At 59.8% G+C, this 14,371-nt stretch carries 13 protein-coding genes; 8 read left to right on the top strand and 5 right to left on the bottom strand.

Going from position 1 to position 14,371, the window contains the following annotated elements; genetic code table 11:
- Positions 1-48: 48 nt before the first annotated feature.
- Positions 49-996, bottom strand: a complete 948-nt coding sequence (locus tag AC07RO_RS20750) for a substrate-binding domain-containing protein (protein ID WP_495086949.1) — start codon at positions 994-996, stop codon at positions 49-51.
- A 285-nt stretch (positions 997-1,281) separates the two neighbouring features.
- Here AC07RO_RS20750 and AC07RO_RS20745 point away from each other — a divergent pair, with 285 nt between their 5' ends.
- The 8 genes from AC07RO_RS20745 to AC07RO_RS20710 all read left to right on the top strand — a co-directional run bounded on the left by AC07RO_RS20745 (position 1,282) and on the right by AC07RO_RS20710 (position 9,000).
- Positions 1,282-2,106 (top strand): NAD-dependent epimerase/dehydratase family protein, encoded by an 825-nt coding sequence (locus AC07RO_RS20745; protein ID WP_495086948.1) that lies wholly within the window; start codon positions 1,282-1,284, stop codon positions 2,104-2,106.
- 66 nt (positions 2,107-2,172) lie between these two features.
- Positions 2,173-3,060, top strand: a complete 888-nt coding sequence (locus AC07RO_RS20740; RefSeq protein WP_495086947.1) for an SMP-30/gluconolactonase/LRE family protein — start codon at positions 2,173-2,175, stop codon at positions 3,058-3,060.
- Positions 3,061-3,432: 372 nt separating this feature from the next.
- Positions 3,433-4,194 (top strand): hypothetical protein, encoded by a 762-nt coding sequence (locus AC07RO_RS20735; protein ID WP_495086946.1) that lies wholly within the window; start codon positions 3,433-3,435, stop codon positions 4,192-4,194.
- 165 nt (positions 4,195-4,359) lie between these two features.
- Positions 4,360-5,271 (top strand): TauD/TfdA dioxygenase family protein, encoded by a 912-nt coding sequence (locus AC07RO_RS20730; protein WP_282366930.1) that lies wholly within the window; start codon positions 4,360-4,362, stop codon positions 5,269-5,271.
- A 34-nt stretch (positions 5,272-5,305) separates the two neighbouring features.
- Positions 5,306-6,421: an ABC transporter substrate-binding protein gene (locus AC07RO_RS20725; protein ID WP_495086945.1), complete on the top strand. Its 1,116-nt coding sequence runs from the start codon at positions 5,306-5,308 to the stop codon at positions 6,419-6,421.
- Positions 6,422-6,425: 4 nt separating this feature from the next.
- Positions 6,426-7,334 carry an ABC transporter permease gene (locus AC07RO_RS20720; protein ID WP_495086944.1) on the top strand — a complete coding sequence of 303 codons (909 nt, stop codon included), beginning with the start codon at positions 6,426-6,428 and terminating at the stop codon, positions 7,332-7,334.
- Positions 7,331-8,119, top strand: a complete 789-nt coding sequence (locus tag AC07RO_RS20715; protein ID WP_495086943.1) for an ABC transporter permease — start codon at positions 7,331-7,333, stop codon at positions 8,117-8,119. The genes AC07RO_RS20720 and AC07RO_RS20715 overlap by 4 nt, the downstream gene beginning before the upstream one ends.
- 65 nt (positions 8,120-8,184) lie before the next feature.
- A complete protein-coding gene (locus tag AC07RO_RS20710; protein ID WP_495009241.1) occupies positions 8,185-9,000 on the top strand; it encodes an ABC transporter ATP-binding protein in 816 nt (271 codons plus the stop codon).
- A 39-nt stretch (positions 9,001-9,039) separates the two neighbouring features.
- Here AC07RO_RS20710 and AC07RO_RS20705 read toward each other — a convergent pair whose 3' ends face one another.
- The 4 genes from AC07RO_RS20705 to pnp form a co-directional block, all read right to left on the bottom strand.
- The gene (locus AC07RO_RS20705; RefSeq protein WP_282366940.1) at positions 9,040-9,999 is read right to left on the bottom strand and encodes a sensor domain-containing diguanylate cyclase; all 960 of its coding nucleotides are present in this window, start codon (positions 9,997-9,999) and stop codon (positions 9,040-9,042) included.
- Positions 10,000-10,002: 3 nt separating this feature from the next.
- Complete coding sequence (locus AC07RO_RS20700) at positions 10,003-11,004, bottom strand: response regulator (protein WP_495086942.1); 1,002 nt, start codon at positions 11,002-11,004, stop codon at positions 10,003-10,005.
- Between the two features lie 457 nt (positions 11,005-11,461).
- On the bottom strand, positions 11,462-11,812 hold the full coding sequence (locus AC07RO_RS20695) for a BON domain-containing protein (protein WP_074888508.1): 351 nt from the start codon (positions 11,810-11,812) through the stop codon (positions 11,462-11,464).
- Between the two features lie 294 nt (positions 11,813-12,106).
- A complete protein-coding gene (pnp, locus tag AC07RO_RS20690) occupies positions 12,107-14,212 on the bottom strand; it encodes a polyribonucleotide nucleotidyltransferase (RefSeq protein WP_346627898.1) in 2,106 nt (701 codons plus the stop codon).
- Positions 14,213-14,371: the final 159 nt, after the last annotated feature.

Raw genomic sequence — 14,371 nt, 5'->3', positions numbered from 1 at the left:
TGGCGCCCGCCTGGGCAAACAAAACTCAGGCGAGCGGCGCCACCCCCCTTACCAGGTGAAAGTCTTGGCCTTGGCCTGATCCACCAGCAGGATGTCGACCGGAATGGTCGCCGGGACTTGTGAGCCCCACTTCTTGGCGAGCGCCAGACCGAGGGCCAGACGTACCTGGTCGCGAGGGTACTGAGCGGAAGTGGCGATGAACTTGCTGTTGGGCTTCTGGATTTCCTTGATGGCTTCGGGCGCGCCATCGACGCTGGTCAGCTTGACGTCCATGCCACTGGATTCGATGGCCGCCAGGGCGCCAAGGGACCCGTTGTCGTTGACGCTGAACAGGCCTTTGAGATTGGGCTGCGCCTGCAGCATGTTTTCAGTGACGGTCAGCGCTTGATCACGCTCTTGCTTGCCGTTCTGAATGCTGACGATCTTGATGTCTTTGTACTTGCCCAGGGCTTCCTTGCAGCCGCGCACGCGCTCAAGAATCGGCACCACCGCGATGCCGTCGAGAATTCCGACGTCGCCCTTCTCGCCGATGTTCTTGGCCAGGTAATCGCAAGCCTGCACGCCAGCGTCGAAGTTCTTCGAGCCGACGAACGAGTCCAGCGGGCCATTGGCTTGAGCGTCGACGGCAACCACGACCACGCCTTTGTCGTGGGCCTGTTTGACCGCGGACTGAACGCCAACCGAATCCGTCGGGTTGATGATCAGGATATCGATGCCCTTCTGCAGCATGTCTTCGATGTCGCTGATCTGCTTGGACACGTCATGGCGCGCGTCAGTGACCAGCAGCGTTGCACCGATGCTGGCAGTGGCGTCCTGAAGGGCGTCCTTCATGGTCACGAAATAGGGGTTGTTGATCTCTTGAAACGAAGCGCCGATTTTCAGCGGACCGGTCTTGGCGGCGTCGGCGGCTTGAACGTTGATGGCGGTGCCGCAGGCGACAGCCAAGGCGAGGGAACAGAGAGCGGCGGAAAAGCCCTTCTTGAGGCGAGTTGTCATAGCGAAAAATCCCGTTGTTTTTATTGTTTAAGCGGAAATGTCATCGTTAACATTTTCGAAATTAGCAGAGAAACAAGGGGTCCGCAATATCCGCCAGCGATCGTTGGTAAGCCCGTGACGAGTACCGTTGGGGGAGTGCCCGGGACTGGCCCGGCGAGGACGACCCCATGGGATTGAAACCTTCGTCGCGTTGACAAAATTTGCGGGCCCTGTCGATAATCCTGCAAACGTCATACGACAACCGATGACACCATAAAAACAACATTAGAATCAGGGCTTCCCACGATGACTGAATTCAACGCCCAGGCCCCGCTCAATCGCATTTTGCTGACGGGCGCCGCTGGCGGCCTCGGTAAAGTCCTGCGCGAAAGCCTGCGTCCGTTTGCCAAGATCCTGCGCCTGTCCGATATCGCCGACATGGCACCGGCCGCCGGCCCCCACGAAGAAATCCAGATCTGCGACCTGGCCGACAAAAAGGCGGTTCACCAGTTGGTCGAAGGCGTTGACGCCATCGTTCACTTTGGCGGCGTCTCGGTCGAGCGGTCCTTCGAAGAAATCCTCGGCCCGAACATCTGTGGCATCTTCCACATCTACGAAGCCGCGCGCCGGCATGGCGTGAAGCGAGTGATCTTCGCCAGCTCCAACCACGTCATCGGTTTCTACCGTCAGGATGAAGTCATCGACGCCAGCGCTGTGCGTCGCCCGGACAGCTACTACGGCCTGTCGAAATCCTACGGTGAAGACATGGCCAGCTTCTATTTCGATCGCTACGGCATCGAGACCGTCAGCATCCGCATCGGCTCCTCATTCCCCGAAGCGCAGAACCGCCGCATGCTTTCCAGCTGGTTGAGCTACGACGACCTGACCCAGCTGATCGAGCGCGGCCTGTTCACCCCGAACGTCGGCCACACGATCGTTTACGGCGCGTCGGACAACAGCAAGGTCTGGTGGGATAACCGCCTGGCCAATCACCTGGGCTATCAGCCGAAAGACAGTTCAGAGCCCTTTCGCGCCAAGGTCGAAGCGCAGCCGATGCCGGCGTCCGACGACCCCACCATGGTTTATCAGGGCGGCGCGTTCGTGGAGTCCGGGCCGTTTGGCGACGAGTAAGGATCGACGACGACCAGGCCGACTGCGAGGTCGGCCTTCCATAGTAAAAATCCGGGAATGATCATCATGGACGCAGAGCTGATTCTCGATGCACGCAACGCCACGGGTGAATCGCCGGTCTGGAACGCTCAGGAACAGGCACTCTACTGGGTCGACATTCCGGCCCGTCGCCTCCATCGCTGGAGCCCGCAAGACGGTCGCACCACGCACTGGGAAGCACCGGAAATGCTCGCCTGCATTGCTCGCTACGAAGACGGCAGCTGGCTGGCCGGCATGGAAAGCGGCCTGTTCCGCCTTCATCCTCAGGACGATGGTACCGTCACCACGCAACTGCTCAGCGGCGTCAAACACGCCAGCGACAACATGCGCTTCAACGACGGTCGCTGCGATCGGCAGGGCCGTTTCTGGGCCGGCACCATGTTCATGGACATGGCAAAAGCGTCGCCGGTGGGTTCGCTGTATCGCTACAGCGCCGGCCAGGCGGAGCCGCTGACTGCGCAGCTTACCGACATGATCGTGCCCAATGGCCTGGGGTTCAGCCCGGACGGCCGCATCATGTACCTCTCCGATTCCCACCCTTCCGTGCAGAAAATCTGGGCCTTCGATTATGACATCGACACCGGCACGCCTCGCAACCGCCGACTGTTCGTCGACATGAATCACCACGCCGGTCGCCCCGATGGCGCAGCAGTCGATGCCGACGGCTGCTACTGGATCTGCGGCAACGATGAAGGCGTGATCCATCGTTTCACCCCCGAGGGCAAGCTGGATCGCTCGCTCAAGGTGCCCGTGAAAAAGCCCGCCATGTGCGCCTTCGGCGGATCGGGTCTGGACACCCTTTACGTCACCTCGATACGCCCCGGCGGCGACATCAGCGACCAGCCGCTGGCCGGCGGCGTGTTCGCGTTGCACCCTGGCGTCCAGGGCCTCGAAGAACCCCTGTTCAAGGGCTGAACCACACACTCGGCCCCGCTCTGCCGCTCAACCGGTCTGGACATCGTCGAGCGGGTAAAACGCACTGCCATCCAGATGGCCCGCCACGTGGCTTAAAGATCGCAAAGTGGCCCTGACATATCTCGCGACACAACAACGTTACACTCAGCACCCCCTCTGCTCGTGGCCTCTTGCGTCGATCTGTTTCATAAATGGACGAAAAAGTGAGCTTTTCCCGCGAAAATAAACATTTTGAAATATTCTTTCCGTGCACATGGATAAACCTGTGCTAGCTGCTAGGCTTCGGCCTCGCCCGGCTGAAACGGTACATCTCAAGCAGTAGGTCCGATGGGCTTCTCCGTTCCTCGGTCTACGTCATGAGGTTGCCGCCAGATGCCCTACACCACTTTTTCGGAAGCTCAGGTCCAGAGCTTGATCAAGGCCATCGACAGCGACGGATACGCTGTCTTGCCCGGCTGGGCCAGCCCTTCCCAACTCAAAGCACTGCAAGCGCTGGTCGCCCGCACGGTTGCCGACTGCGGCAACGATTACGTGGCACTCTCGGGCCGACAGGCAGTGCAAGGGACGCCGCTTCATGAATGGGGTACATCTCGGGATTTCATCGATTTATGTCGGCGCATTGTGGCGGGCGTCACCGGTGATCGCTCCAGCGAAAATGGCTTGACCCAGACATTACGTTGCCTGACCGGTAGCGGCGGTCGTCGCGAATCGCTGATCTTCCACTACGACTCGTTTGTGCTGACCACCATCATGCCGGTCTGCATGCCCACCAGCGGAGAACGCGGCGACCTGCTGATGCTGCCGAACCGTCGGCCGATCCGCCGCACCTACTTCGCCAACCTGCTGGACAAGGTGCGAGTGGACAACCGCTGGGTGCAGCGCCGTCTCAGGAGCAAAGTCGCCAGGGATGAAAAGGCGTTCACCCGCATCGCCATGCAACCCGGCCACCTGTACCTGTTCTGGGGCTATCGCTCGCTGCACACCAACATGCCCGTGGCCGAAGACGCCCTGCGCGCCACGGCGGTGTTTCACTATCACAACGTCCACGGCAGCAGCTCGCTGGCCAGCCGGCTGCGAAGATCCCTCGGCACCTGGAAGGGGCAGGGTCTGCAGGAGGATGCACCGCAGATGTGAGGTGATCCAATGGCGCAGGAATCTCTTGGGCTTATGACCTTCAGCCCATGACATTAACCTCACGCATAAACTCTCCTTCTATATTTATGCCAAATTGTGATTAGCGGACCGCCGATTTATATCCTTATGATCTGAGCCACAACAGCTCAGATCGAGGTTACGGACATGGCGATTCAGATCAAACCCGTTGCGGGGAAAATCGGTGCCGAGGTGAGCGGCATCAAACTCTCCGCCGATGTCTCCGCGCAGGATTTTGATTTCATCAATCAGGCGCTGCTCACGCACAAGGTGCTGTTCTTCCGTGAGCAGTTTCTCAACGACGAGCAGCACGAAGGCTTCTCCCGCCGTTTCGGCGATCAGGTCCCTCACCCCACCGTACGTTCCGCTGAAAAAAGCAGTGCCATCCTGCATCTGGACGCGAAGGAAACCCGCGCCAACTCCTGGCACACCGACGTCACCTTCGTCGCCAACTACCCGAAAATCTCGATCCTGCGCGGGGTGGTCATCCCGCCCTACGGCGGCGACACGGTATGGGCCAACACGGCAGCCGCCTACGCTGACCTTCCCGACAGCCTGAAAACCCTGGCCGACGGCCTGCGCGCACTGCACACCAATGTCTATGACTATGCGGCGCCCCGAGACACCGGCGAAGCGGGCGTGAAACGCTACCGCGAACAGTTCACCGCCGAAGTCTATGAAACCGAACACCCACTGGTGCGCGTGCACCCCGAAACCGGCGAGCGCAGCCTGCTGCTCGGCCACTTCGTCAAACAGATTCAGGGCGTCAGCAGCAACGACTCGAAACAGCTGATTCGCCTGTTCCACGATCGCATCACCCATCTGGACAACACCGTGCGCTGGCGCTGGAACGAAGGCGACGTGGTGATCTGGGACAACCGCGCCACCCAACACATTGCCGTGAACGACTACGGCCAGGCCGAGCGCGTGGTGCGTCGTACCACTGTGGCGGGCGACATTCCGGTCGGCGTCGACGGACGCGCCAGTCAGGCCATCAAACCCACACCCGAAACCCTCTCGCCCAAAACAGAAGCCGACAAGAAACACCTGGCTGCCTGATTGCACGTCACCTACTTTCCAAGGAAGAACCGTCATGGCAAACGCCAAGCGAACATCTCTATTCAGCAAAACAAGCGTAGCTACCGCACTGGCGGCGCTGCTGATGATGCCCTTGGCCGAGGCCGACGTTCTGCGTATTGGCGTGGCCAGCGCCGGTGGCGGTGATCCGGTCACGTTCAGCGGCTCGCCGTTAGGCATCGTGCGCAACCAGCAGCTCCTCGAAAAAGCCTTCGCCGGCACCGACACCGAAGTGCAGTGGTTCTTCTTCAAGGGCGCCGGGCCGGCCGTCAACGAGGCGCTGTCCAATCAGCAACTGGACTTCGCTTACGAAGGCGACTTGCCCGCAGTAGTCGGCCGTTCCAATGGCCTGGACACCAAATTGCTTGCGGCCATCGGCGTGCGCTCGAATGTGTATCTGGCCGTACCGAAAGGCTCCGACATCAAGACCGTCGAAGACCTCAAGGGCAAGAAGGTCGCTGTGTTCCGTGGTACCAACGGCCATCTGGTTTCGATCAAATTGCTTGCCGATCACGGCATGACCGAGCGCGACCTGAAAGTGATCAATCTGGACAGCGGCAGCAGCCAGGCCGCGCTGGCGTCCAAAGGCGTCGATGCCGCATTCGGCGGTCGCGAGCTGTTCAAGCTGCGCGATCAGGGGCTGGTCGACATCATCTTCGACAACCCTGACAACAACGTGCGCTACACGCGCCAGTGCGCCCTGGTGGTTCGTGGCGATTACGAAAAACAGCACGCCGACAACGTGCAGAAAGTCGTCAACGTGCTGGTCGATGCCGCGCGATGGGAGTCCGAAGCCGGCAACCGTGACGCCGTGCTCAACGAGTGGGCGAAGACCAATGAACCGCTGGCCTCGCTCCAAGCTGACTTCGATCGACTGGATTTGCGCGACAGCGCGTCACCGCTGGTGGATGAATTCCTGCGCGACCGTTATCAAGCCGTCGCCGATCAGGCCAAGGACGAGAAAATGATCCGTCGGCCAGTGAGCGTCGACGGCTGGTTCGACACCCGCTATCTGGACAACGCGCTGAAAGCCAAAGGCCTCGAGCACTACTGGACCGCCTACGGCGCAGACGGCAAAGCCGCGAACACAGCGACGGCGTCTTCGGACAAACCCGTCAACAACGGAGGCTGACGCCATGGCCCGAGCCACCGCTGAAGCGCTTGATCGGCAGCACTTCCCGGCGAAAACCCTGGCGCCGGTCAAGCGCCTGCCCCGTTCACCGTCGCGTGCCCCTCGCCGCGTCCCGGTTGTCAAAACCACCACGGCCTGGCGAACCCGCGCCGCAAATGTCGCGCTGGCCTGGCTGCTGCCCGTCGCGCTGCTGGGGCTGTGGTACCTCGGCACTGAACGCGGCTGGTTGTCGGAGCAAGTACTGCCGCCGCCCGCGTTCGTTTACCAGACGCTGGGCGATCTGGTCAGCAGCGGCGACTTGTGGCTGAACGCTTCCGCCAGTCTGCAGCGCGTGCTGGTGGGCTTTCTGATTGGCTCGGCGCTGGGCATCACCCTGGGACTGGCGATGGGTTTGTCGAAAACCGTGGAGGATTACCTGCTGCCGACCTTCAACGCGCTGGTGCAGATTCCGGTACTGGGCTGGATGCCGTTTGCGCTCTTGTTGTTCGGCATCGGCGAGCCACTGAAATACGTGCTGATTGCCCACGCCGCCCTGGTCCCGGTGACGCTATGTACGCTGCAAGCCTTCCATGAAGTGCCCAAGCGCTTGCTGGAGGTGGGCCGCGCGTACGGGTTCAGCCAACGCCAGATCGTCACCGATATCGTCCTGCCCTCCGCCGTTGCGCCGATCTTCACCGGCCTGCGCCTGGGCTTCACCAAGGCCTGGCTGTCGCTGGTGGTGGTTGAGCTGTTGGCGTCCAGCGAAGGGCTGGGCTACCTGATTGCCTACGGTCGGCAGTTGTTCCAGCTGGATCTGGTCATGGCCGCCGTGGTGGTGGTCGGCACGATTGGTCTGCTGATTGATCGCGGGTTCGAGTTCGTCGAGCGGCGCCTCAACCGAGGCCGCCCGAGCAAGACCGGGAGACTCGCATGAACACACTGACTATCCCGCAAGCCGGCCAGACCCACCGCTATCGAGGGTGGGTCGTGCCGATCGTGGCGGTCGCCGTGTGGTGGCTGGCGTCGAGTCAGGGCTGGAGCAGCTCCGGCCTGTTGGTCTCGCCGCAAAAGGTCGCGGTCACCGCCTGGGAGCAAGTGACCTCCGCGCAGTTCTGGCGCGCGATTTCCGCCAGTCTTGCGCGCGACGTGAGCGGCTTCTTCATCGGCACCACATTGGGCCTGGTGCTCGGTTGTCTGCTGGGGTTTTCACGGCTGTTTGAGCGCCTGGTGGGCCCGAGTTTCAACACCTTCAAACAGATCTCGTTGTTCGCCTGGATCCCGCTGATCTCAGTGTGGTTCGGGCTGGGCGACGTCGCCAAAGTGGTGTTTCTTTCACTCGCCGCACTGGTGCCGGTGGTGGTCAATACGTGCGACGGCTTGCGCAGCGTCTCCCCCGCGCTGCTGGAAGTCGCGAAGGTCTACGGCTTCACCCGCTGGCAGACCATCATCGGCGTCATGCTGCCGGCAGCACTGCCTTCGATCTTCACCGGCATCTACCTGGCGCTGGTCTATTCGTGGCTGGCGACCATCGGCGCGGAATACCTGCTGGTGTCAGGCAGCGGCATCGGCAACACACTGATCGATGGCAGCGAGCACTTCATGATGGACCTCGTGCTGTTCGGCATGATCGTCATCGGGCTGGTCGGTTGGGGACTTAACGTCCTGGCGCGCCTTCTTGAACGGCGCCTGCAACGGCTGTACGGCATCGCCCCGCGCTGAAGCCATCGTCTTCAGCCTCAATCGACTCTCTCGCTTCGCTAAACCGAATTTCTGAAGGAAAGCCCATGTCCGCCACTCAACCGCTTACCGCGCAGCCCGTCGCCCCGGCCATCTCCCCATCGCAGGGCAATGGCCTGCGTCTGGAAAACATCAGCAAGCGCTTCGCCAGCACAGGAGCCGACACCCAACTGCAGGTACTGGATAACGTCCAGCTGGACATCGCGCCGGGGGAGTTCATCACCATCGTCGGCGCCAGTGGTTGTGGCAAATCAACCCTGCTCAGGCTGATCCTCGGCCTGGACGAAGAATTTGACGGCCGCATCCTGCTGGACGACAAGCCGATCAGGGGCACGGGCCTGGAGCGCGGCATCGTGTTTCAGGATCACCGGCTTTTTCCGTGGCTCACAGTTGAGCAGAACGTCGCGGTCGGCCTTAAAAACGCGCCGCTGAGTGCGGCGCAGAAAAATGAGACCGTGCGCGAACATATTCAGCTGGTGGGTCTGCAGGATTTCACCGGGTCGTACCCGCACCAGATTTCCGGCGGGATGGCGCAACGGGTGGCGATCGCCCGGGGACTGGTCAATCGGCCCAGCGTGCTGCTGCTCGACGAACCCTTCGGCGCGCTGGATGCGCTGACCCGTACGCGATTGCAGCGTGAGTTGCAGCACATCTGGCAGCAGGAAAAGATCACCATGGTCCACGTCACCCATGATGTGGATGAAGCGGTTTATCTCGGTGATCGGGTGGTGGTGATGCAACCGCATCCGGGGCGCATCCGGCGTATCGTCGACGTGGACCTGCCACGCCCGCGCAATCGCAGCGACGCGCGGTTTATCGAGCTGCGGGATGACGTGCTCAGCGATTTCGCGGAGCTGTCTTAGCGGGTGAAGACGGCCTGCGACGCAGACGTTATCCGGGCTTCAATCTGACGCATCCACCGACACACGATTGCGCCCGTTCTTCTTGGACTCGTACAGCGCCTGGTCCGCGCGCTCGATGAGCATCTTGTAGTCGTCCATCGGCGAGGTCATGTCCGCTACGCCCAGGCTGATCGTGCAATGAATGGCTTCGCCTTCCTGCATGACGTCCAGCGCCTCGACGGCGGCGCGCAGACGCTCGGCAAACATGGCGCCGCCCTGCTTGTCCGTATCGGGCAGCAGCACCGCGAACTCTTCGCCGCCGTAACGACCCGCGATGTCAGCGTCGCGGATGTGCTCACGCACCACGTCCGCCACCCGCTGAATCACCCGGTCGCCGCATTGATGCCCATAGGTATCGTTGACGCGTTTGAAGTGGTCGATGTCGAACATCACCAGTGCCGCCGTGGTGCCGTAACGCACATGCCGTGCATGCTCCAGACGCAATGCTTCTTCCCAGTGGCCGCGGTTGTACAGGCTGGTCAGGCGGTCGGTGCTCGATAGCTTCTGCAGCTCGCGGTTGGCCGCCTGCAACTGCAGACGGTTTGTCGCCACATCGGTGACGTCGTAAATCACCAGACACACATGGGTGACCACGCCGGTCGTCGACCGCAGCGGAAACATCGTGGTGTTCTGGTACATGAAGTCTTCTTGCCCGGTGATGGGCTGATAGCTCTTGAAGCGAACCAGAAAAGGGCGCTGCTCCCAGATCGTGAACGCTGGGGTGCCGAGGGTAATCACGCTGTCGATCTTGTTTTTCAGCCAGCGCTCGTTGATCTCCGGGAACAACGAAAAGAACGAACGGGTCGCCGCTTCGTAGGACAGTATCCCGGAACGGTTCTCCATGAAGGTGTTCCAGACCTGCACCCGGTATTCCTGATCCAGCACCACCACGCCGACGTCGATGCTCTGCGTCACGGTGAGCAGCCAGTGCAATTCCTTGAAATCGATACGATCGTTCATGAATCAGCTCATCAGGTGGGCGAGTTTCCGCGACAGCAGCTCGACCGAATCTTCGGTGAACAACATCAACAGATCGAAATGGATGTTATGACCCTCCAGGCTGTAACTGATCTCCACAGCCAGGGTCTTCTTCCAGCGCCGCTCGTTGAGCCGGATCAGCTCTTCAATGCCGCTGTGCAATCCCAGCACTTGCGGATGGCCCTGGGAAAATGCGATGTCGAGCTGCTCTGCAATACCGCTCAGACAGGCGCCGATCAGAATGGAGGACAGGTCCAGCAACATTTCCATGTCGGAATAGTCGGCGTCATCGATCTTCATCAACTGCGCCATGTCGGCGATTTCCGAATCATGGAACAACAACAGCGCCTCGCCGGCTATGCCACCACCAATGTAGCCCTGACACACCGCCGTGAGCCGGTCGTTGGCCTGGGCATCGGCCAGCGCCATGTGCAACTCGCCCACTTCCAGCATGTTGACGTTAGGCACCGGCAGTTCCACGAATACGCCCAACACCCGCGCCAGCAAAGCGGCCGCGCGGCCCATCGCGACGTTCACGGTCTCGCGGAATGCGTCGTTAAAACTGATGTCCGCCTGATCGAGGCCAGATGCCGGAGCCAGCGACTGATCGGCGCCCTCCCCCAACAGGCCCAGCTGCCGGAGGGTCTCCTGCAACTGATCGGGATCGGCCGGTTTTTTCAGGAACGCCAGTGCGCCCAGTTCGAGGGTACGGCGTACCGCCTCCTCCTGAACGTCGCCGGAGACGACAATGACGCTGGTCTGCAGGCTTTCCGCGCGGATGGCCGCCAATGTCTGGTAGCCGTCCATGTCCGGCATTGTCAGATCCAGCAGCACAACGCGGCCCAGGCCCTGACGAATCGCCTCGATCCCTTCACGGCCGTTGGTTGCCGTGGTCACTGAAACATCCCACTCGGGCGGCAGGGCCTTAATGAGCTGCTTCCGCGCCATGTTGGAGTCGTCGCAAATGAGCAAGGGAATCGTGGGCATCTACTTCTCACAGCAAAAGAGTTTCAGGCCTGGCCCGGTGTAAGGCAGCGTGACAAAGGGTGAGCAAAGCGTCATGCCAGACTGTAGCTGATGACACGTCATCAAAGCGTCAAACCTGTGGGTAGATTCTCTACCCATTCCACAATGGGCTGCGTGATATGCAATTAATGTGCACAGCTGATCCGATTCATTTCGGATGGATTGAAAAAATCCTTCCATTTGGATATCAAGAAGCGCAGAAGAGTAACGCAGCGGGTGTGGCGAGAATATGTCAAACGCTCTGGCGCTGGTGAAACAGCGAGGAGGATGGGCTGAAATCAGGGCATAAAAAAGCCCCGACGCGGGCGTCAGGGCTTTTGGTGGCCGCATTGCTGCGGCCTTTCGCATGAACCGGGATCAGTCAGCTGACGACTTTCACACTGTCAGACAATTGTTCCGAAGGCTCTACCGAATGGAATTACTCAGCTTTCAGGCCGTCAGCCGAAACAGCCTTCACGCCTTTGATTTTCTTGGTGATCGCAACAGCGGTGGTTTTCTGTGCTTCGGTAACAGCGACAGTCGACGACAGGGATACCACGCCTTTGTTGGTCTCAACCTTGATGTCGGAGCCTGGAATGCCTTTTTCGGTCAGCAGATCAGATTTGACCTTGGTGGTGATCCAAGTGTCAGAAGTAGCTTCTTTGGTTTTGGCGACTTCGTTGGCAGCTACAGTCATTGGAGCTTGAGCAGAGGTCTGAGCCATGGCTACGTTGGCCATAGTCAGAGTCAGAGCAGTGGCGGTAGCAGCAGCAATAGCGAACTTCTTCATACGGGTAACTCCTGTTTTTCTCAGAATCTGCGCCAATCTCATTGGCTGCAGGGTTACCTATATGTCGCAAGCGGTGTGCCAACCTTTGCCCTGAAGGATATTCGTTATAAATCAATGAGTTATGTTTTCATGGATCCACGGTTGTCGTGCAGATTGCCCGCTTTGGGAAAGTTCCGCTTGCAAGATGCATGTTCTGACCAGCTGCCAAGCGACGGTCTGCACCCCTAAGCCATTAATTGCATTCAAAAAAAAGAGCCCCGAAGGGCTCTTTCTCATCAGCTGCGGTAGAGCGGGTTAAACCCCCGACGCCTTGGCAGCTGCTACGTCTTTTATCGACAGCTTGATGCGACCGCGATTGTCCACGTCCAGCACCAAAACTTCGACTTCCTGACCTTCTTTCAAGATGTCGGTGACTTTCTCTACGCGAGCGTCGCTCAACATGGAGATGTGCACCAGACCGTCTTTGCCCGGCAGGATGTTAACGAACGCACCGAAGTCGACGATGCGCTCAACCTTGCCGATGTAGATCTTGCCGATCTCGGCTTCAGCGGTGATACCCAGAACGCGCTGACGTGCAGCTTCAGCAGCTTCCTTGGTTTCGCCAAAGATCTTGATCGAGCCGTCGTCTTCGATGTCGATCGACGCTTTGGTCTCTTCACAGATGGCACGGATGGTCGCGCCGCCTTTGCCGATGACGTCACGGATCTTGTCGGTGTCAATCTTCATCGCGATCATGGTCGGCGCGTTTTCCGACAGCTCGGTACGCGACTGACCAATGATGGTGTTCATCTGGCCCAGGATGTTCAGACGCGCTTCCAGCGCCTGACCCAAAGCGATCTCCATGATCTCTTCGGTGATGCCTTTGATCTTGATGTCCATCTGCAGCGCGGTGACGCCTTTGGCGGTACCGGCTACCTTGAAGTCCATATCGCCCAGGTGGTCTTCGTCACCCAGAATGTCGGTCAGGATGGCAAACTTCTCGCCTTCTTTAACCAGACCCATGGCGATACCGGCAACCGGCGCCTTCATTGGAACACCAGCATCCATCAGGGCCAGCGAAGCACCACAGACCGAAGCCATGGAGCTGGAGCCGTTGGACTCGGTGATTTCCGATACGACACGGATGGTGTACGGGAACACGTCGGCAGCAGGCAGCATGGCCTGAACCGAACGGCGGGCCAGACGACCGTGACCGATTTCACGACGACCTGCGCCACCCATGCGACCACACTCGCCCACCGAGAACGGAGGGAAGTTGTAGTGCAGCATGAACGGGTCTTTTTTCTCGCCTTCGAGGGTGTCGAGCAGCTGAGCGTCACGCGCGGTACCCAGGGTGGCCACGACCAGCGCCTGCGTTTCGCCACGGGTGAACAGTGCCGAACCGTGAGTCTTCGGCAAAACGCCGACTTCGATGTTCAACGGGCGAACAGTCTTGGTGTCACGACCGTCGATACGTGGCTTACCGTTGACGATGTTTTCGCGAACGGTGCGGTATTCGATCTCGCCGAATGCCGCTTTGACTTCGCCGGCGGACGGGCTGCCGTCTTCAACAGCCAGCTTGGCAACAACCTGATCCTTCAGCTCACCCAGGCGAGCATAACGATCGGCCTTGACGGTGATGGTGTAGGCCTCGGAGATCGCTGCGCCGAACTCGGAGCGAATAGCGCCCAGCAGTTCAGTGGCTTCAGCTTTCGGCGCCCAGTTCCAGGTTGGCTTGGCAGCTTCGGCGGCCAGCTCTTTGACGGCCTTGATGACCGACTGGAATTCATCGTGGGCGAACAGCACGGCGCCCAGCATCTGGTCTTCAGTCAGCTCTTTGGCTTCCGACTCAACCATCAGCACCGCTTCTTCGGTACCGGCAACGACCATGTCCAGGCTCGATGCTTTCAGTTGCTCGTAAGTCGGGTTCAGCAGGTAGCCGGTGCTCTCGTGGAAAGCAACGCGCGCGGCACCGATCGGGCCGTCGAACGGAATGCCGGAGATGGCCAGAGCAGCCGACGTACCGATCATCGCAGCGACGTCCGGATCGGTTTTCTTGCTGGTAGAGACGACGGTGCAGACAACCTGCACTTCGTTCATGAAGCCTTCTGGAAACAGTGGGCGGATCGGACGGTCGATCAAACGCGAGGTCAGTGTTTCTTTTTCGGAAGGGCGGCCTTCACGCTTGAAGAAACCACCAGGGATCTTGCCAGCGGCGTAGGTCTTTTCCTGGTAGTGAACGGAAAGAGGGAAAAAGCCTTTGCTTGCGTCTGCATGCTTGGCGCCGACCACAGTCACGAGAACGGTGACGTCGTCGTCAACGGTGACCAATACAGCACCAGAGGCTTGACGGGCAATACGGCCAGTCTCGAGGGTTACGGTCGATTGACCGAATTGAAATTTCTTGATTACCGGGTTCACGGTTTCCTACCTTCTTTGTGGCTCTTGGGGAACTGGTTTCTTGCGAATTCTTGGGCAGCGAGGGGAATCGGACCCTTCGGCAGTCCAGATACAACTAGAGGCTGGGAGGCCGCCACCCCACTGATAAAACCAGCGGAACATGACGACCAACCAACCTCT

The sequence above is a fragment of the Pseudomonas sp. GW821-FHT07F05 genome (assembly GCF_059418765.1).
The sequence above is the reverse complement of the archived record's forward strand: the minus strand, read 5'-3'. Positions and strand labels throughout refer to the sequence as shown.

Excerpts from the sequence above, each read along its gene's own strand:
- AC07RO_RS20750 (WP_495086949.1), bottom strand. The coding sequence starts at position 996 with ATGACAACTCGCCTCAAGAAGGGCTTTTCCGCCGCTCTCTGTTCCCTC.
- AC07RO_RS20745 (WP_495086948.1), top strand. The coding sequence starts at position 1,282 with ATGACTGAATTCAACGCCCAGGCCCCGCTCAATCGCATTTTGCTGACG.
- AC07RO_RS20740 (WP_495086947.1), top strand. The coding sequence starts at position 2,173 with ATGGACGCAGAGCTGATTCTCGATGCACGCAACGCCACGGGTGAATCG.
- AC07RO_RS20735 (WP_495086946.1), top strand. The coding sequence starts at position 3,433 with ATGCCCTACACCACTTTTTCGGAAGCTCAGGTCCAGAGCTTGATCAAG.
- AC07RO_RS20730 (WP_282366930.1), top strand. The coding sequence starts at position 4,360 with ATGGCGATTCAGATCAAACCCGTTGCGGGGAAAATCGGTGCCGAGGTG.
- AC07RO_RS20725 (WP_495086945.1), top strand. The coding sequence starts at position 5,306 with ATGGCAAACGCCAAGCGAACATCTCTATTCAGCAAAACAAGCGTAGCT.
- AC07RO_RS20720 (WP_495086944.1), top strand. The coding sequence starts at position 6,426 with ATGGCCCGAGCCACCGCTGAAGCGCTTGATCGGCAGCACTTCCCGGCG.
- AC07RO_RS20715 (WP_495086943.1), top strand. The coding sequence starts at position 7,331 with ATGAACACACTGACTATCCCGCAAGCCGGCCAGACCCACCGCTATCGA.
- AC07RO_RS20710 (WP_495009241.1), top strand. The coding sequence starts at position 8,185 with ATGTCCGCCACTCAACCGCTTACCGCGCAGCCCGTCGCCCCGGCCATC.
- AC07RO_RS20705 (WP_282366940.1), bottom strand. The coding sequence starts at position 9,999 with ATGAACGATCGTATCGATTTCAAGGAATTGCACTGGCTGCTCACCGTG.
- AC07RO_RS20700 (WP_495086942.1), bottom strand. The coding sequence starts at position 11,004 with ATGCCCACGATTCCCTTGCTCATTTGCGACGACTCCAACATGGCGCGG.
- AC07RO_RS20695 (WP_074888508.1), bottom strand. The coding sequence starts at position 11,812 with ATGAAGAAGTTCGCTATTGCTGCTGCTACCGCCACTGCTCTGACTCTG.